The 18,515-nt window shown below is 43.9% G+C and carries 15 protein-coding genes; 9 read left to right on the top strand and 6 right to left on the bottom strand.

All coding sequences use genetic code 11. The features are described from left to right. Nucleotides 1-379 precede the first annotated feature (379 nt). Nucleotides 380-1,762, bottom strand: a complete 1,383-nt coding sequence (locus tag LN893_RS17865; RefSeq protein WP_229972473.1) for a DEAD/DEAH box helicase — start codon at nt 1,760-1,762, stop codon at nt 380-382. Between the two features lie 697 nt (nt 1,763-2,459). Here LN893_RS17865 and LN893_RS17860 point away from each other — a divergent pair. Further along, complete coding sequence (locus LN893_RS17860) at nt 2,460-3,218, top strand: YebC/PmpR family DNA-binding transcriptional regulator (RefSeq protein WP_229972472.1); 759 nt, start codon at nt 2,460-2,462, stop codon at nt 3,216-3,218. A gap of 97 nt (nt 3,219-3,315) precedes the next feature. On the opposite strand, the gene LN893_RS17855 is transcribed toward LN893_RS17860, so the two are convergent. Next, a complete protein-coding gene (locus LN893_RS17855) occupies nt 3,316-3,816 on the bottom strand; it encodes a hypothetical protein (protein ID WP_229972471.1) in 501 nt (166 codons plus the stop codon). 913 nt (nt 3,817-4,729) lie between these two features. Here LN893_RS17855 and LN893_RS17850 point away from each other — a divergent pair. After that, nucleotides 4,730-5,401 carry a hypothetical protein gene (locus tag LN893_RS17850; protein WP_229972470.1) on the top strand — a complete coding sequence of 224 codons (672 nt, stop codon included), beginning with the start codon at nt 4,730-4,732 and terminating at the stop codon, nt 5,399-5,401. A 191-nt stretch (nt 5,402-5,592) separates the two neighbouring features. Here the strand turns inward: LN893_RS17850 and LN893_RS17845 are convergent, their stop codons facing one another. From LN893_RS17845 to LN893_RS17830, 4 genes are all read right to left on the bottom strand, one after another. After that, nucleotides 5,593-6,336, bottom strand: coding sequence for a phenylalanine 4-monooxygenase (locus tag LN893_RS17845; RefSeq protein WP_229972469.1), 744 nt, complete (start codon nt 6,334-6,336; stop codon nt 5,593-5,595). Nucleotides 6,337-6,445: 109 nt separating this feature from the next. Beyond that, entirely contained in the window at nt 6,446-6,619 is a 174-nt protein-coding gene (locus LN893_RS17840; protein ID WP_229972468.1) for a hypothetical protein, read from the bottom strand. Between the two features lie 228 nt (nt 6,620-6,847). Then, nucleotides 6,848-8,725 (bottom strand): ABC-F family ATP-binding cassette domain-containing protein, encoded by a 1,878-nt coding sequence (locus LN893_RS17835; RefSeq protein WP_229972467.1) that lies wholly within the window; start codon nt 8,723-8,725, stop codon nt 6,848-6,850. A 95-nt stretch (nt 8,726-8,820) separates the two neighbouring features. Continuing rightward, nucleotides 8,821-9,447 carry a tetratricopeptide repeat protein gene (locus LN893_RS17830; protein ID WP_229972465.1) on the bottom strand — a complete coding sequence of 209 codons (627 nt, stop codon included), beginning with the start codon at nt 9,445-9,447 and terminating at the stop codon, nt 8,821-8,823. 206 nt (nt 9,448-9,653) lie between these two features. Between LN893_RS17830 and lpdA the strand changes: the two genes are divergently transcribed. The 7 genes from lpdA to ygiD all read left to right on the top strand — a co-directional run bounded on the left by lpdA (nt 9,654) and on the right by ygiD (nt 18,388). Continuing rightward, a complete protein-coding gene (gene lpdA, locus LN893_RS17825) occupies nt 9,654-11,048 on the top strand; it encodes a dihydrolipoyl dehydrogenase (protein WP_229972463.1) in 1,395 nt (464 codons plus the stop codon). Nucleotides 11,049-11,608: 560 nt separating this feature from the next. Further along, nucleotides 11,609-12,721, top strand: coding sequence for a fatty acid desaturase family protein (locus LN893_RS17820; RefSeq protein WP_229972462.1), 1,113 nt, complete (start codon nt 11,609-11,611; stop codon nt 12,719-12,721). Between the two features lie 424 nt (nt 12,722-13,145). After that, nucleotides 13,146-14,471 carry a DEAD/DEAH box helicase gene (locus LN893_RS17815; protein WP_229972460.1) on the top strand — a complete coding sequence of 442 codons (1,326 nt, stop codon included), beginning with the start codon at nt 13,146-13,148 and terminating at the stop codon, nt 14,469-14,471. Nucleotides 14,472-14,680: 209 nt separating this feature from the next. Next, entirely contained in the window at nt 14,681-15,205 is a 525-nt protein-coding gene (locus LN893_RS17810; protein WP_229972458.1) for a GNAT family N-acetyltransferase, read from the top strand. Between the two features lie 144 nt (nt 15,206-15,349). Then, nucleotides 15,350-16,453 (top strand): AI-2E family transporter, encoded by a 1,104-nt coding sequence (locus tag LN893_RS17805; RefSeq protein WP_229972457.1) that lies wholly within the window; start codon nt 15,350-15,352, stop codon nt 16,451-16,453. A 143-nt stretch (nt 16,454-16,596) separates the two neighbouring features. Then, nucleotides 16,597-17,241 (top strand): NAD(P)-dependent oxidoreductase, encoded by a 645-nt coding sequence (locus tag LN893_RS17800; protein ID WP_229972456.1) that lies wholly within the window; start codon nt 16,597-16,599, stop codon nt 17,239-17,241. Nucleotides 17,242-17,563: 322 nt separating this feature from the next. Further along, the gene (gene ygiD / locus LN893_RS17795) at nt 17,564-18,388 is read left to right on the top strand and encodes a 4,5-DOPA-extradiol-dioxygenase (protein WP_229972455.1); all 825 of its coding nucleotides are present in this window, start codon (nt 17,564-17,566) and stop codon (nt 18,386-18,388) included. The last annotated feature ends 127 nt before the right edge of the window (nt 18,389-18,515 follow it).

The following is an 18,515-nucleotide window of genomic DNA, read 5'->3' as shown; positions in this document are numbered from 1 at the left end:
AAGGTTAAGTTTAAGTGTAAACCTATTTCAGGACGAGACAGCTCCAGCGGTTTTAATGATGACTTACACAGATCCCGTGCTGTCAAAATAGAGTAAAGCTAAACTTGCTGCCTTTAGCGCCTGTCAGTGGCTAAGTAATTCAGCACGGGTAAAGTGAATGGAGAAGTAAAGAATAGAGAAGTATTCGGGAAGTATTCCTGCCCTCTCTTAACAAATTACCTGTGCCTTATAGCGGGCGCACTATGCCTTCGGAAAGGAAAGGAGTTTGGCAAGATATCTGAGTATAGAGCCAAACATGTATTTTTAAATTTTAGGATTCAGTGTTTCTGGCAGAGGTTATAACAAAGAGAGCCGCTCTATTATAGAGCGGCTCTCTTTGTTAGGATGCATTTGGAGTGCTGTTGCCATCTGGCTTCGGACCTGCAGGCTTAGTTCTGTTTCTATTCCTGTTTCGGTTATTATTACGAGGCTTTGGGCTGCTGATAGGTCTATCGCCTGATGCCTCTGGTTTGGGCCGTGCTTCTGCTGTAGCAGTGTGGCCAGCAGCACTGTTGCTTCTAGGTTTGCTATCGCCACGGTGGTGTTTACCACGCTTGTCTCGGTTGTTGCCAGCGCCAGAGGAAGAACGGTTGCCTCCACGGCCTCTGCCACCGTCGCTGTCTCGTCGGCTTGGGTCATAAGCTGGGCCAGGACCAAAGTCTTCTGGAAGCGCTAATTTTGGCAGTTCGCGTTCAATCAGGCGCTCCACCTTTTGCACACGGTACATATCCTTTTCGTTCACAAACGTAATCGCCATACCTGTAGAGGCTGCTCGAGCTGTACGTCCTACGCGGTGCACATAATCTTCGGCGTCCTGTGGCATGTCAAAATTCACAACATGGCTCAAGCTGTCGATGTCTATACCTCTGGAAAGGATATCGGTGGCTACCACAATCTGGTACTGCTTGTTTTTGAAGCCTTGTAGCGCTTTTTCGCGCTCATCCTGCGTCATGTCAGACGAGATGCCCTCTGCTCCAAAGCCCATCTTGTGCAATGAACGCACAATCTGGCTAACGTTTGATTTGCGGGAAGTAAAGATAATCATGCTCTGTACTTCCAGTTGCCGCAGCAAATGTTCTAGCAGAGGCAGTTTTTGGTTGTCGAACGTTAGGTACAGGCGCTGGTCTATGCCTTCGGCAGGTTTAGAAATGGCCAGGTTTATTTCCGCTGGGTCCTGTAGTATCTTTTGGGCAAGGTCCCTTATTTTACGGGGCATAGTAGCCGAGAAAAGCAAGGTCTGGCGCTTAGCAGGCAACTGTCCTACAATCTTCAGGATGTCATCCATAAAGCCCATGTCCAGCATTTTATCTGCTTCGTCCAGCACCAGGTAGTTCAGTTGGTCCAGTTTAACATAGCCCATTGCCATATGCGACATCAGACGACCTGGCGTGGCTATAATAATATCCGCACCGCTCGTGAGGGCACGCTTCTGTTGGTCCCATTCGTCGCCTTTGCTGCCGCCATATATGGCTATGGAACTTAAGGAAGCAAAGTAGCCGAAGCCTTCTACCTGTTCGTCAATTTGTTTTGCTAATTCGCGTGTAGGCACCAGTACCAAGGTGCTAGTATGCTTGTAGTTGCCATGAGAGATGCGATCCATCAGCGGCAATAAGTAGGCCGCTGTTTTTCCTGTACCCGTTTGGGCGCAGGCTATCATATCCTTTTGTTCTAATATAAGAGGTATTGCCTGCTGCTGCACAGGAGTAGGGGAGTTGTATCCCATCGATTCAATACCTGTAATTACGTCTTCGTGTAAGTTAAAAGATCGGAAATCCAATGTTGTTTAGGTCTAAGTTGTTATACATGCTATACAGTTATAAGCACAGCAATGTTATTTAAGTAAAGATACAATAATTATCTTTTTAAAAAAGCAAAGCCTGCTTTAACTGCCTCTTCAGTTGAGTATTACTCCTTCTTTACTTTAAAATGTAATGGTAATATATGTAGGTGTGATTGTTGTTGAAACAAAATGGTGCAATTTGCATGAGGGGAAGTTTTGCACTAAAATCTGCTTAAAATAAGTTTACAACCAAATATATATGTATTTATATATAAAGCTAATTTAAATAATGTTAAAAAGTCATATTGTGTTTGCAACTATTGTTTGGCTTGGGCGTAAAAATCCCTAAAGCGGCAAGTGCTGCTCCCTAAGGGATTGAAATAGAAATTATAATAAGATATATATGAAGAAGTCTATACAAGAATCACCTAATCTGTATTTGCTGATAGGTGTTAATATCCTGAATGTATTGTTTATGCTGTTATAGTATAAATAAATCTTAAATTAAAACCTAGTAAGGCGGTCTTATCTACAGATAAGGCCGCCTTTTTTATGCAGCATTAGGAATTTTTAAGTTATTTTGCCCTGTTGCTGAATAGGAAAAAGGTGAAGAAGTTTGTAGTAAATTTTTTACAGATACATGGCAGGACATAACAAATGGTCGCAGATCAAGCGCAAAAAAGGCGCTTTAGATGCGAAGCGTTCCAAAATCTTTACAAAGCTTATAAAAGAGATAACCGTTGCGGCTAAAGTAGGAGGACCAGATCCTGATGGTAATCCTCGCCTGAGGCTGGCCATACAGCTAAGCAAAGCTGCCAACATGCCCAAAGACAATATTGAACGCGCTATTAAAAAAGGAGAGGGGTCTGATGGCGATTACAGCGAAGTTAGCTACGAAGGTTATGCAACGAATGGTGTTGCGTTGTTTATCGAAGCCTTAACAGATAACATAAACCGCACGGTGCAAAATTTGCGCACACTCTTTAACAAGTACAACGGCAGCTTAGGCACAAATGGATCGCTGGAATTTATTTTCGACAGAAAAGGCGTGTTCGTGATAAAGAAAAGTGAGGCTTTTGTGCAGGAAGAAGAGGAGTTTATGTTGGAGATGATAGATGCAGGAGCTGAGGAAGTGGAGTTTGAGGAAGAGTACATTACAGTGTATTGTGCCATGGAAGATTTTGGCTCTATGCAAAAGACGGTGGAGGAACTGAACCTGGAGCTGGAAAGCGCCGAACTGCAACGAATACCTAAAACAACCACCATAGTAGACGATAACGAAGCGGTTGCCAAAATACTAAAGTTTATAGATGCCCTGGAAGATGATGATGATGTGCAAAAAGTTTATCATAATCTGGAACTGAATGAGGAGCAGTTAGAAGAGTTAGAGGCAAGCTAGAAGCTTTGTTTCTCAGCCGAAACCAAGAGGGGCCACCAGTATGTACTGGTGGCCCCTCTTGGTTTGACTTAAGCGCGTGTAGCTGATGGAATGCGTATTACTTTCGGGTAAACCTATAAGTAGTTCTTTTCATTGGGGCGTAGCCGCTTACTAAATGGTTGTCTGGGTTTTGATAGTAATAACCGTTAGGATCTTGGTTTAGCGTGATCTGAAGAGTCATGGTAGTCCGTGTTATAGACATAACGGTATAGTTGCCTTTGATAAAATTGCCGTCTGGAACAACAACCAAATCTTTTGCACCTTCTTTTGCTACTTTATAGGATACTTTATGTGGCCATCCTTGTGCATAGTTTGTCACTACTAAGCTATCTCCATCAAAATTCAAGTACCTATCAGGGTCGTATCCGAATTCATAAACCTTTTTGCCTCCCGTGTTAAAATACTCGCTGGTAATAAAGGTATTTTGCCAATGTCCTATTACGAGCTCCTCTACAGCTGGCGTAGGGTCTTTCTCATCAATCTCTTTGTCTGTATCGCTCTGGCACGACATAAATGTCATAAAAAACAGCAGTAGGGGTAGTAGTAAAAATTGTTTCATAAAATTGGTTGCGCGTTAGACCCTTTTTGAATTAGTAATATCTAAATATATCTATACTTAAATTGATTCGCAATAGTTGTGTTTTAGGGCTAAATTTTATCTGTATTTTTTATTTTAATAGTTTGAAATAGACAAGCAGTTTTGTAATACATTGAATTATAGGTTATTATGTGATATTCTGATATTTAAAAATTGTTGTAAATTTTGTTCTGGTTGTATTTTTCTTGTTGTTTCTGCTTTGTTTTGCCATGGTAGACATGAAGAATTATTTTAATAATCATATAAGATTCTTTTTAAGATTATACTGTGGTATAAGCTAAAAATTCAAAATAAGAAGGTGCAAAAGGGTCGTATAGACATTCTTTTATAAGATGTTTAGGCAACGCTGATTCCTTGTTTTCACTATCAGTTTATGCCAGATTCTTGTGCAAAACTGTGCAATATGTATTTGTATTTTAATGACATTTCTGTTTGTAGTTACTGACTTTGGTCACTCGGCTGTACGAATGCCACTGCAAAGCTTTTGAAACGAGAGTGTCTAGCTGTGAAAAGAGGGATTATACTGAAATGAGTTATGGGCTTTATAACCCAGTTCTGGTGCACTTCACTAGAGATCAGGTGCGCCACTAAAAATTATAATATAATTTCCGCAAGAGTTTATTGTTGTATGTAGTGTAATAGTAGGGAATTACCTCATAAGAAACGATTTGTTTTTCTTAATGCGGTTTTTGCTGACGTTAAGCTGGTGCAACTTTTACTTTAATAGAAGCCTGGTGTTAGTGCAACATCCCCATCTACTTACAAATAAATTAGCCATTTACAAGTGTTTGATATCCTTTGGAACAAGCTTAATCTTTAAACAAAGTGGTGAAATATTCGGTACAAATGCTACAGAGTTAGAGTCATAAACACTATGGAAGATAGATTAGATAGTATTGTAAACGGGATGCAGCAGAAATCTGCTACGAAGCAGGAGATTTTTCGAAACACAAGAACGGCTTTCGAAAAGTTGAAAGTTATTGCTCAAGAACTGGTGCAGGAGCTTTCTGGGCGAGTTACTGGTTATGATGGCAATGTTTTACTAGAATACAAAGACATAAATGAGTATGAGTTTAATATAAAGTTTTCGGGCGACCTGCTAATCTTTATAATGCACTCAAACATCATCACGTTTCCAGATGATTACAAGATCATGCAAAGCGAATATGTGGAGGCTGACTTCAGACGTAGGTTTTTCGGTCAGATAATGGCCTATAACTTTATGGCAGATTCGGTTAAATATGGCCGTTTAGATGATCCTGGTTATTTGATAGGCAGAATGCTGGTTAACATAGAGAAACACTATTGCCTGGAAGGAGTGAAGCAACTTGATTTGCCATTTGAGGGTTTCTCCAAAAAACCATTACGCGACGAAGATTTGAGAATAATAATAGAAAGTGCCATGATTGCAGCTATCAATAACGACTCTATTGGGCAGGATGTAAGCGACATGGAGAAAATAAGCTTAAAGCAAAAGTTTGATAACATGCACATGGTTTCTACCCGAAAAGTTGGTTTCCAGGTAAGTCACCAAATGACGCACTAAGCTGCACTAATTTAATAATAAGAGGTAATACCCGTTCCTGTTCTTTTTAAGCAAATTATTGCGTAGTGGCTTGGGTTAAGGTGTAAGCTATCTTAAAAAGAAAGACACAAGAAGATATAATAAGAAGCCTCGTAAATAATCTATCAGGATTTTACGAGGCTTCTTATTATATAAAATTGAGAGGCGCTTTGTTAAAGATTTGCAGGCTCTTTCTGCTTAAGCGCCACAAGGGCTTCTTTAAGCTGCGGAAGGCTCTCTAGTAGCTCCTCAAAGCTGCTGATGCAGAAGTACTGGCTCTGGTAGGTTTCCTTGATGTAAGGTGTATTTAGGATGTGTTCTACATCGAACTTGTGCTTTATACTTTCTTCAGAAACTGATAACCTACTTTCTCCTACCGATGATAGTATGCCTGCTCCGTAAATTTTCGCCTCGCCTGCAGTATTTCTGAACAAGCCGAACTCGATGGTGTACCAGTAAATGCGCGTCAGCTTATCTATAATATCTGGTCTGTCCAGGAAATCGAGTGCCATCTCCGACAGCTTTGCCAGAAACTCGCAGTACACAGGTATGGTTAGCAAGGGCACATGGCCAAACACGTCATGAAACATATCTGGCTCCTCCAGGTAATCAAGCTGCTCCATTTTGCGCACCCACACGGTGGCAGGAAACTTCCTGTTCGCGATCAGCTCGAAAAATAGCGCGTCATCTACAATGCCTGGCGCAGCCACTACTTCAAATCCCGTCAGCGGTTTCAGGCGCTGGTTCACTTCGTCGAAGTTCGGGATGCGTTCGCGGCTGAAGCCTACTTTCTGTAGCCCCTCCAAAAACTCAGGTATGGCTTTGTCAGGGAGATTCTTTATCTGGCGGTCGAAGAGGATGTTCCAAACTTGATGGTTTTCTTCTGTATAGCTGCTGTAGTTCTGTGTAAGGTTCATGGTTATAATTTTAATGTTTTTGAATCTGAAAAGTACAGAAATAAAAAAAGCAGGGCTTTCGCTCTGCTTTGGTATCGGGTAGGGCTCAGGTATAAACCTGTCGCTCTTGTTATATCTGGTATAGATAAGATGCCTTGGCAGAGTAGCTGGAGCTGCGGTAATAATAACCGTAGCTATAATAGCGATATCCAGAAAGGCAATAAGAAGGTGCAGCACCTAGCATATCCTGGCCAAGCGGAGCTGGCGCAGAAAGTTGGTTTGCTATGGTTGCTGTGTTTTGCATTTGCTTTAATTAAGTTGCAAGTATAAACGATTTATGGCTTAAACGCAAAAGTTATGGTTTGGTTCGGTTGATAACGCGGGTGCAAAATTTAGGTACCAGGTGTAAGCAGGGGTAAATGAGTTGGTGCAGTCTAAAAACTATAGTTTGTCATTTCGATGATAGGAGAAATCTGGAGTATAAAATGTAGCAGACTTCTCCTATCGTCGAAATGACAGAGAGAGTATTTACTTATATCAACTCCGAAAGCTCCAGCCAGCGGAATTCCTTCTCTTCCAATTGCTCATTTATCGTTTCCAGTTCGGTGGCCCAGGCCGTTAGTTGTTCATGGTCGGTGGTGGTGCCAGCGTTCATGATTTCGATTAGCTCGGCTTTGCGAGATTCCAACTGCTTAATTTCACCCTCTAGTTGCTCATACTCTCGCTTCTCCTGGTAGCTAAGTTTGCGTTTGCTTGTTGGCTCTGGCTTTTTCTCTACAGCAGGAGCTGGGGCCGCATTCTGTTTTTCTTGCTGCTCCTCTTTATCCTGTTCTTTCTGCCACTCACGGTAGTCGGTATAGTTGCCAGGGAAGTTGCGGATTTGGCCCTCGCCTTCGAACACAAATAGGTGCTCCACTAGTCGGTCCATAAAGTAACGGTCGTGGCTCACGATAAGCAGGCAGCCTCCGAAGTTCAGCAGGAAGTCCTCCAGTATGTTTAGCGTGATGATGTCGAGGTCGTTTGTTGGCTCATCTAGAATCAGGAAGTTTGGGTTTTTGATGAGCACACGCAGCAACTGCAGACGGCGCTTTTCGCCACCGCTCAGTTTGCTCACAAACGTGTACTGCTGTGGCGGGGCAAACTGGAAGTGCTGCAGAAACTGGCTGGCTGTAATGACCTCGCCGTTGGCCGTTTCCACAACCTCGGCAATCTCCTTTACAATATCGATCACCCGCTGGTCATCTTTAAAAGTAAGATCGCCCTGGGTATAATAACCGAAAACCGTTGTCTGGCCAGCATCTATCGTGCCGCTATCTGGCTGCAGCTTGCCCACCAGCATGTTCAGGAAGGTAGACTTGCCAGCACCGTTAGGACCCACTACACCTATGCGGTCTTTTTTCTTGAACACATAAGAGAAATCGTCTACAATCTTTTTATCTCCAAAAGATTTTGAGATGTGCTCTACCTCTATAATCTTACCGCCTTGGCGCGTGGTTTTCACCGACAGCTCCATCTGTGGGCCCGTTACCTTTTTGGCAGCTTTCTCTTTCAATTCCTCAAACGCATCCACTCTATACTTGGCCTTGGTGCCGCGTGCCTTCGGCTGCCTCCGAATCCAGTCCAGCTCTTTGCGCATCAGGTTGCGGGCTTTCTCTGTTTCTGCTGCCTCATTTGTCTCACGCTCAGCTTTCTTCTCCACAAAGTAGCTATAGTTTCCTTTGTAGGTATAGAGTTGCCCGTTGTCCAGTTCGGCCACCTCGTTCGCTACTTTGTCCAGAAAGTAGCGGTCGTGGGTTACCATCAGCAGCGTGGTGTTTTGGGTAGAGAGCAGGTTTTCGAGCCACTCAATTGTATCCAGGTCCAGGTGGTTGGTAGGTTCATCCAGAATAATCATGCTTGGCTCCTCAATCAGTACCCTGGCCATCGCTACACGCTTGCGCTGACCGCCAGAAAGGTTTTTTACCCTGTCTTCGAGGTTGTTAATGCCTAATTTCGATAGAATCTGCTTTACCTTCACCTCATAGTCCCAGGCCTGCTGCTCTTCCATGCGCTCCATTAGCTGCTGCATTTTGTCAGCGCTGGTATTCGGGTCTGCCATGGCGGCCTCGTAATCGCGCAGCAGGTCCAGAACTTCGCTTTGGCCACCGAAAATATTTTCCTGTACCGAAAGCTCCTCGTTAAACACAGGGTTCTGCCCCAAAAAGCCAATGCTTACTTCTTTGCGTATGCTCACACCGCCTTCATCTGGCGGCAAACTGCCAGACAGTACATTAAGCAAAGTGGTTTTGCCAGAGCCATTCACGCCCACCAAAGCTACTCGTTGCCCCTGGCTGATGCCGAAGTTAAGATTCTTAAAAAGCCAGCGATCGCCGAAATTCTTGGATATATTTTCTGCAGATAAATAATTCATGCTTCAAATTTACGGATTTCTGAGCTGGCGAGTAGAAAAAAAAGAACAGATAACCTGAGTTAAAGCGAGCGTAGGAAAACGGTCTGTTTTTTAGCTTACTTCTCAGCCGTTAACGTAGTGCAGTGCTTTTTAAGGTAGGCATCTGCTTCTTTCACACCCATAGCCTTAGCCTTGGTCCAGTCGGAGCAGGCGCTGGCTTTGTCGCCGAGGTTATACTTGGGGGCACCACGGTTGTAGAGTGCCTCGGCATAATCGGGGTTCAGTTCTACGGCTTTGTTATAGTCGTTCAGGGCACCACGAAAATCTTTCATGGCATAGCGGGCGAGGCCTCTGTTGTTGTAAGAGCGGGCCTGCTTCGGGTCCAACTCAATGGTCTTATTAAAATCGGCGATGGCGTCTCTGTAATCCTTTGCGTTATATTTGGCCAAGCCACGGCTAAACCAAGCCTCTAAGTAAGTAGGGTCTAAGGCTATTACTTTATTGAAATCTGCGATGGCTCCCTTGTGGTCTTGCAGGCGGTCTTTGGCTACACCACGGTTTGTGAGTGTGATAGTATGTTTAGGCTCAACGCTTAGTACCAGGTTATAGTCCTGAATGGCTTCGGCGAATTTGCCAGCCTTAAATTTCTGGTTTCCGCTGATAAAAAGATCTTTGGCGGTACGCTGCGCTAGTGTTGGCAAAGCGAGCAATAAAAGGCATATAAGCGGTAAAATTTTTTTCATGTATTTGGCCAATCTAAACTTTGGTGGTGTAAAGTACAGGAGATTGGCAGAATCATAAAAGAAAATTTTAAATATTTAAATTATAAATACCTCATGGTGCTATCAAAATCTTACTATTGTACTAATTAAGGCTCATGTATGTGGCTGTAGTTTTGTGAAGTTGGGATAATCGCTTATTTTTGCCCAGCAACTATAAAAATGATACGATGGCATCAAAATACGATTTAGTAGTTATTGGTAGTGGCCCAGGCGGTTATGTGGCGGCAATCCGTGCGTCGCAGCTGGGCATGAAAGTAGGTGTGATTGAGCGTGAGTCGCTTGGTGGAATTTGCTTGAACTGGGGTTGTATACCTACAAAAGCTCTTTTAAAGAGTGCAAGCGTGTTCGAATATATCAACCATGCTGCAGACTATGGCATTACGGTAGGCGATGCTTCTGTTGATTTTGGTGCGGTAGTGAAGCGTAGCCGCGGTGTGGCTGACGGTATGAGTAAAGGTATTCAGTTCCTGTTCCGAAAGAACAAGATCGAAACGATTATGGGTGCTGGTAAAGTTACTGGCAAAGGCAAAGTAGAGGTAACAGATGCTGATGGCAAGAAAAGCACAGTAGAGGCTACCAACATCATCTTGGCAACTGGAGCGCGTTCACGTGAGCTTCCTAACCTGCCAATCGACGGTAAAAAAATTATTGGTTACCGCCAGGCGATGGCTCTTGACAAAAAGCCAGCTAGCATGGTGATTGTTGGGTCTGGTGCCATTGGTGTGGAGTTTGCCTATTTTTATAATGCAATGGGTACGAAAGTAACCATCGTAGAATACTTGCCTAACATCGTACCTGTAGAAGACGAAGAAGTTTCTCGTCAGCTTTCTAAATCATTCAGAAAATCTGGTATCAAAATTATGACAGATTCTTCTGTAGAGTCTGTTGATACAAAAGGCGATATCTGCAAAGTGAGCGTGAAAACTGCTAAAGGCACAGAAACCCTTGAGGCTGAAGTAGTGCTTTCTGCGGTTGGTATCCAGACAAACCTGGAGAACCTGGGCTTAGAAGAACTTGGCATCAAAACAGACCGTGGCCGTGTGTTAGTAGACGATTTCTACAAAACAAACGTAGACGGCATCTATGCGATCGGTGACATCGTTCCTGGTCCTGCGTTGGCGCACGTTGCTTCTGCGGAAGGTATTATCTGCGTAGAGAAAATTGCTGGCCATAACCCTGAGCCATTAAACTATAGCAACATACCTGGCTGTACGTACTGCACTCCTGAAATCGCTTCGGTTGGTTTAACTGAGAAAGCAGCCCGTGAGCAAGGTCTTGACATTAAAGTGGGTAAGTTCCCATTCTCAGCATCTGGTAAGGCAAGCGCTGGTGGTGTAAAGGACGGTTTCGTGAAAGTGATCTTCGATGCGAAGTACGGCGAGTTCTTAGGCGCACACATGATTGGTGCAAACGTAACGGAAATGATTGCTGAAGTGGTAGTAGCCCGTAAACTGGAAACTACTGGCCACGAGATCATCAAGTCTGTGCACCCGCACCCAACTATGAGCGAAGCTGTGATGGAAGCAGCAGCAGCAGCCTACGATGAAGTAATTCACTTGTAGTTTATACTTAGAAATTATGTAAAAAGGGTTGGCCAATTTGTGGTCAGCCCTTTTTTGTTTTGGGTGGAATTACAGGCAATAAGTATTGCCTCTGCCGACTGTTGGCAACTCAAGATAGAATACGGCAGCAAATACACCACCTTCTGGATTATCATAAAAATACATGATGTGCTGAAAAGGGAGGAACTGTTCAACGGAGAGAAGCGCTATAAAGTAAAATTGGGCACCAACGCTGGAAAGTATATTCAAACCATAAGTAAGGGTGGGAGTTGTTCTTCCGCCTTTTTCCGTTCTGTATATTTTTTTTGTACACGCATAGCAAAGCAACATATCTTTCCCTTATATTTCGAGATTATTTGCTGAGTTTTGGCGTGACCTTATAGCCGAATTATAAAAAATTCAGTATTTTACACTTTAGGTCCAGTCAGTACCAAGGGGGCGAGGAGTGAACTTATAGTTGTCCCTGGATCTTATATTATCTATTAATGATTTCACTCCTGGGTTATGTATGGCGCCTCTTCTTGTGAGTAATTATTTGTTCATTTTCATCATCAACTTATATGAAGCTTCAAGGCAAGATAAAATTCGTTAACAAAGACAAAAGCCTGTTTTTCCCGACGCTCCGCAAACGAGTTGACGCTTATTTTGAGGAAAACAAAATCTCTAAGAATGCCAATACCACGATGGTGGTTAAGAGCATAGTGCTTTTACTTTGTTACATCGCGCCTTTTATTCTTCTGCTGAGCTTGCAGCCAAGCTTGGGTATAAGCCTGGCGCTTTGGTTTATAATGGGTTTGGGAGTGGCAGGTATAGGTATGAGTGTAATGCACGATGCCAATCACGGTGCCTATTCGTCTAACCCAAAGGTAAACACCTGGATGGGCCATACATTGAATTTGGTGGGCGGCTCCGCTTTTAACTGGAAACTGCAGCACAACATTCTGCACCATACTTATACCAATGTGGTGGATATGGACGAAGATATTCAGGACAGGCTGGTGCTGCGTTTCTCACCTCATACCAAAGTAAAGTTTTTCCACCAACTGCAGTGGGTTTATGCATTCGTTTTCTACGGTTTACTAACGCTGTATTGGGTAATCGCGAAAGATTTTGTCCAGTATTTTCTGTTTATCAAGAATGGCGTTAATCCAAACTCCAAAGAGGAAAACCAGCTTTGGATGTTAAAACTGATTACGATGAAGCTGCTCTATTTTTTTGTGATACTAGCTGTGCCTACTTTATTTTTTAGTATTCCTTTTTTAGAGGTGTTGTTAGGATTTTTGCTGATGCACTTTGTAGCGGGTATTGTATTAACGGTGGTGTTTCAGTTGGCGCACACCGTGGAGGGTACTACGCACCCTCGTCCTGATGAAAACGGCAACATTGAGAACGATTGGGCTATCCATCAAATGAATACTACTGTTAACTTTTCGCGAGACAATAAGTTTGTAAACTGGTATGTCGGTGGTTTAAATTATCAGATCGAGCACCATCTTTTCCCGCGTGTTTGCCACGTGCATTACCCAGCCATTTCACATATTGTGAAGGCCACTGCCGAAGAGTTCAACATTCCTTACATGGAAAACGAGACGTTTGGGCAGGCGGTAAAGTCGCATATTAATACACTACACCGCTTCGGCAGGCTACCTGGCTTGAATGATGCCATAGGTTAAACCTCAAGCGTGCTGGATTAAGCAGCTAATCACTAAGCAGTCTTAGTGCTTGACAGTAGATGATGCAAATCCCATTGCATAGCCGCAATGAGATCAGGGTTCTGGAGTATTCTCTGTATTCTACAAAGGCGACTGCTGCTGCAAATGAAACTGTTTAACCATCACGCCTGTTATAGCTGAGTACAAAGGTGGCTCCTAAATAAATATAGGAAGCTACTATATTTGCACGTACCTTTACAGGTATATTACCCCCTCTTTAGTCCGATGTAGAACTATAGTTCTATTTAAAAGGTTGATGAAGGAATGGACGGACAAGAAGTTCTAACGAAAGCATGCTTTCAGACAACTGAACCTGACCTTCATCGCTAAGCTGATTCTCTTAAAAACAATACAGAATCAGTTTCTTAAAAGGAAAAATCAATTAATGACATTCGAGAATTTAAACCTGATAGCGCCTATCTTAACGGCACTACAAAACGAAGGATATACCAACCCAACGCCTATTCAGGCACAGGCCATACCTTATATTCTACAGCGCAAAGACATTTTAGGCTGTGCCCAGACAGGTACTGGTAAAACCGCAGCTTTCTCTATTCCGATTCTGCAACTGTTGCACGAGCAGCAGCCTCAGAGAGGAAATAAAACTATAAAAGCACTTATTTTAACGCCAACACGTGAGTTGGCTATTCAAATTGGCGAAAGCCTGGCTGCCTATGGCAAGCACACAAGCCTAAAGCACACTGTTATTTTCGGTGGTGTGTCGCAGCACTCGCAGACTCAAATCTTGAAGTCGGGCGTAGACATTTTGGTGGCAACACCAGGCCGTTTGCTCGACCTGATGGCGCAGAAGTACATTAACCTGAGCAACATACAGATGTTTGTGCTGGATGAGGCCGACCGTATGTTGGATATGGGTTTTGTGCATGATGTAAAGAAGGTGCTGAAAGTATTGCCAGAGAAAAAGCAGTCGCTGTTCTTCTCGGCTACAATGGCTCCTGAAATCATGAAACTGGCCGATACCATACTGGTTGATCCTGCGAAAGTAGAAGTGACACCAGTTTCGTCTACTGCCAACACTATTAAGCAGGCGGTGTACTATGTAAAGAAATCAGACAAGAAAAACCTGCTGCTTCACTTGCTGAAAGATGGTGCTATAGACAGAGCGTTGGTGTTTACCCGCACTAAACACGGTGCTGACCGAGTAGCCAAAGACATGACGAAAGCAGGCGTACAGGCCGAAGCTATACATGGTAACAAATCACAGAATGCGCGTGTACGTGCCCTGAACAACTTTAAGAGCAGCGAAACTCGTGTATTGGTGGCTACCGACATTGCCGCACGCGGCATAGACATAGATGACCTTTCGCACGTGATTAACTACGAACTGCCAAACGAGCCCGAATCTTACGTGCACCGCATTGGTCGTACTGGCCGAGCGGGAGCAAGTGGTGTAGCGCTTTCTTTCTGCGATGCAGAAGAAACGGCTTACCTGGTAGGTATACAGAAGCTGATTTCTAAAGCTGTTCCTGTAATTGATAACCACCCGTACCCAATGACAGCCAAGGATTTTGCCGAGGCAGCCAGCACAGTAAAGCAGCAGAAGCAGCGCGGTGGCGGAGGCGGCAGAAATCGTCCGAACAATTCTTCCAGAAGCAATAGCGGAGGAAACAGCAGTGCCCCACGTGCTAACGGCAACAGCGGTGGCAACAGACGTTGGAGCAATAGTAAGCCGAAAACGAGCCAAGCCTAAACCGCTGGCGAAAGTATAACAGGAAACCCTGCTGGTGTAAATCAGCAGGGTTTTTTTATTGTTCGAATCAGGATTTGCAGGATTAAAAGATGTACAGGATGAATGGGAGCAGACCTCGCAGCGTAACCAACTCCTGCGGGGGACTTGCTGGCTGCAAAGCAATTTTCTGAAGCATTCTGTACCTTTGCTGAAATTCAGCTTAGAAGTAAATGCAAGATATTACCATCACTCCCTGCACATCCGCAGATATTCCACAACTGATAGAAGTAGCCGTACATTCTTACAACCAGCACTACACGCACCTGTGGTACGACAATGGTGCAGATTATGTGAAGAAATGCTTTACCCAACATCCCCTGGAGCAGGAGTTTGCAGACTCTAATGCTGCCTTCTTTTTTATCAACTTAGAAGAAAAACCAGTAGGCTTCCTGAAGCTGAATATCGATAAAGCCCTTGATAACTATACCGCTGCCGATGCACTAGAACTGGAGCGTATCTACATTATTCAAGAAGCATCGGGCAAGGGAATCGGTAGTAAAGCGATAGATTTTACAGTGCAATTTGCAAAAGACCGTGAGAAGCAGGTGGTGTGGCTGAAAGCAATGGACAGCAGCGATGATGCTGTGCGGTTTTATGAACGCAACGGCTTTCAGAAGTGCGGGACCTTCCTGCTTGATAAGCCGCTGATGAAAGTGGAGTACCGTGGTATGTTCGTGATGAAACGAGATTTGTAGTACTCATATGCAAATAAAAAGGAGGTCTACAAGCAGTTGTGGCATCCTTCGGAGAAGGTTTTAGGATTTAGTGTTCTTTTTACCGTATTATCTAAAGTAGACATAAATTGATTAGATAAAGCAAGAACCTTGACACTCTAAAACATGAACTACAGCAAACTAAGGAAAACAAACGCTATACTTCTTACCTTATTTGCTGTATTCGCTGGACTGTACTTTGGTGCCAGCTTTCTAGAACCTTTTGCCTTTGCTGCCTTTTTGGCTATGCTCATGGCGCCCTTTTCCAACTGGCTTGAAAAGCGCGGCTTAGGAAGAGCCATTTCTTCACTGCTAAGTACTTTTTTCGTTTTTGTTGGAGTGTGTGGCGTGGCTGTGCTTCTGTCGTATCAGTTAGCGGAGTTTGTGGATGATCTGCCTGCCATGCAAGAGGCTTCTCTTGAGCTGCTGCAGAAAGTTCAGAACTATATTTACAGTATTTCAGGCGTATCTCCTGAAGAGCAGAGGCTGATGTTGCAGGAGTGGTCTGATGAAATTTTAGAGGCTGTACAAGAAAACTTGGCAAATTTTGCTGGCAGTTTAGCATTCTCGTCACTTAAATTCTTGTTGGTAGTCATTTATGTTTTTTTACTCCTCCTTAACAGAGACAAATTTGCTGAGGTTGTGCTGATGTACGTGCCAAAGGAGCATGAGGAAAAAACAAATCGAACGCTTCATGAAATAAGTGAAGTCGCTTACCATTACCTGTGGGGGCGTCTGAAAGTGATGATGGCCCTGGCTCTGATGTACATTATTATCTTTTTGGCCTTCGGAACCCCCTATGCCGTGCTGCTGACCATTTTCGGTGCACTTGTTACCATTGTACCCTATGTGGGGCCACTCATAAGCGGAGTGCTGCCAATTTGTATTATGCTTGTGTTCCAGAACGACTTTAATACTGTACTGCTCTTTGGCATTATCGTACTGATTGTGCAACTTATAGAGAGTTATGTGCTGGAGCCCATTATTGTAGGTTCCGAAATTCAGCTTAGTCCGCTCGCTGTGATTGTAGCCGTTATTATAGGAGGCCAAGTTTGGGGAACTACAGGTATGATTTTGTTTGTACCCTTGCTGGCCATCTTTAAAATCATTTCTGATAAAACGGCATCTTTGCGACCCATAGGATACCTGTTGGGCAACAATATATCAAACGAAGGGCCAAGCCTTTGGGATAAGGTAAAGCGTATTTTCAGCAGTAATACCTATTCTTAATCGTTAGTAGCGGGTTTGTTAATACTTCGACCAAAAGAAAGGCTGAATTTTTTAGTTAAAATATGTACGTACATGTAATTTTGTATTTGTAGAACAAAGCGTCTGAAACGAAGTAAGATATAGTAAAACCAAAAAGATAAAACATGAAAATTGCTATTATTGGCGCCAGCGGAAACATCGGAAGCCGCATCACAAGTGAAGCGTTAAGAAGAGGCCATTACGTTACAGCCGTTGTTCGCCATCCTGAAAAATTGACCATCAATAACGAAAACTTTGTAGCAACAGAGGGAAATGCGCTGTATGAAGACGACATTGCCGTGAAGATAAAAGGTCATGATGCCTTGGTAGTTGCTTATAATACAGGCTTTGGTCCAGGTACAGATCATCAGTCCTACACAAGAGTAGCCGAGGCTGTGTTGGCAGCCGCAAAAAAGGCTGGTGTACAACGTGTGTTATGTGTGGGCGGTGCAGGTAGCTTATATGTAGCAGATGGAGTGCAGGCCGTAGACACTCCTGATTTCCCGAAAGAATGGCGGGAAGGAGCTTCAGCACTTCGCGATGCTCTGGAAGTGTACAAGCAGGAAAACGAGGTGGAATGGACATTTTTCAGCCCAGCTTTTATAATAGGCCCAGGTGAGCGCACAGGCAACTTCCGCCTCGGCACCGACAACCCTGTGATGGACGCGGAAGGTAACAGCAACATTTCCTACGAAGACTATGCCGTAGCCGCCATTGATGAACTGGAAGATCCTCAGTTCATCCGCCAGCGCTTTACCATTGGGTATTAGGCCAGTCTGTTTTGGTGTTGGTTTGCGTGCATTGTGTACCTACCCCTAACCCCTCCGAGGAGGGGAATCAGTTACTGCAAAAAGAGGGGTTAGGGTTCAGTGCCGTCAACTTTAAGGATTGTCTTGTCATATCGACGAAGGAGAGATTTGACTTAGGACGGTATAGTTCTGGAAATTCAGATTTCTCCCGATGGTCGAAATGACATGCCCGTTTAAGTTAACGAATTTGCTACATTTAAAAGTCCTTTCCTCTAGGTATGGCTCGTGCTACAGGTGAATCCTGCTCCCATTCGTAATTAATAATTCTTAATTTGTAACTATCTTGTCCGCTCTACAAAACCTAAAGAAATACACCGATAGATTAGCAACGCAGTCTCAGAAGATGCCCGCTTACTTTATTGGCCACGGCAGCCCGATGATTGCACTGGAAGAAAGTGAAATCACTAAAAACCTGCGCAAAATAGGAGAGCAGGTGCCCACGCACACAGCCATATTATGCATATCGGCACACTGGGAGACGAAAGGCACTTTTATAACGGCCATGGACAACCCTCGCACCATCCACGATTTCTATGGTTTCCCGCAGGCGCTGTTCGATGTGCAGTACACTGCTTCAGGAAGCGTAGAACTAGCGGAAGAAACTAAAAAGTTGGTACAGAAAACCGAGTTGCAGTTAGACCACGAGTGGGGCTTCGACCACGGTGCCTGGACGGTTGTAAAACACATGTACCCTAAAGCAGATATACCGATGGTGCAGCTGAGCCTAGATTATACTAAACCCGCTGCATGGCATTATGAACTGGCAAAAGAGCTGGCGGCGCTACGGCAAAAAGGCGTGTTGATTGTAGGCAGCGGTAACATTGTGCACAACCTGCGCATGCTGGACTGGCGCAACCCCAAAGCCAGCCAAGATTGGGCTGCTGAGACAAATGAAAGGGTAAAGAGCCTGATTCTGCAGAACGACCATAAGCCATTGCAGAACTATACTTCGCTGGGCAGAGGAGCCGCATTGGCTATACCTACACCAGAGCATTATCTGCCTCTGCTTTATACATTGGGCATGAAAGAGGAACAGGAGCCTGTGCAGTTCATAAACGATGAGGTGCAGTTAGGCGCTATCTCCATGACATCAGTGAAAATCGGATAAAGATAACTTTTAGGTTTATATTTAGCTGAAGTTTTTCTCTTTTGTATATACAAATGTGATGTGTAATTTTAGACAGACAGTGCAGGATAACGTATGCCTACACTGTCTGTTTTTGTTTAAGGTATAA

This window comes from Pontibacter harenae (assembly GCF_020907245.1).
Taxonomy (GTDB): Bacteria; Bacteroidota; Bacteroidia; order Cytophagales; family Hymenobacteraceae; genus Pontibacter; species Pontibacter harenae.
Note: the sequence above shows the minus strand (reverse complement) of the source record. Positions and strands in the feature narration are given on the sequence as shown.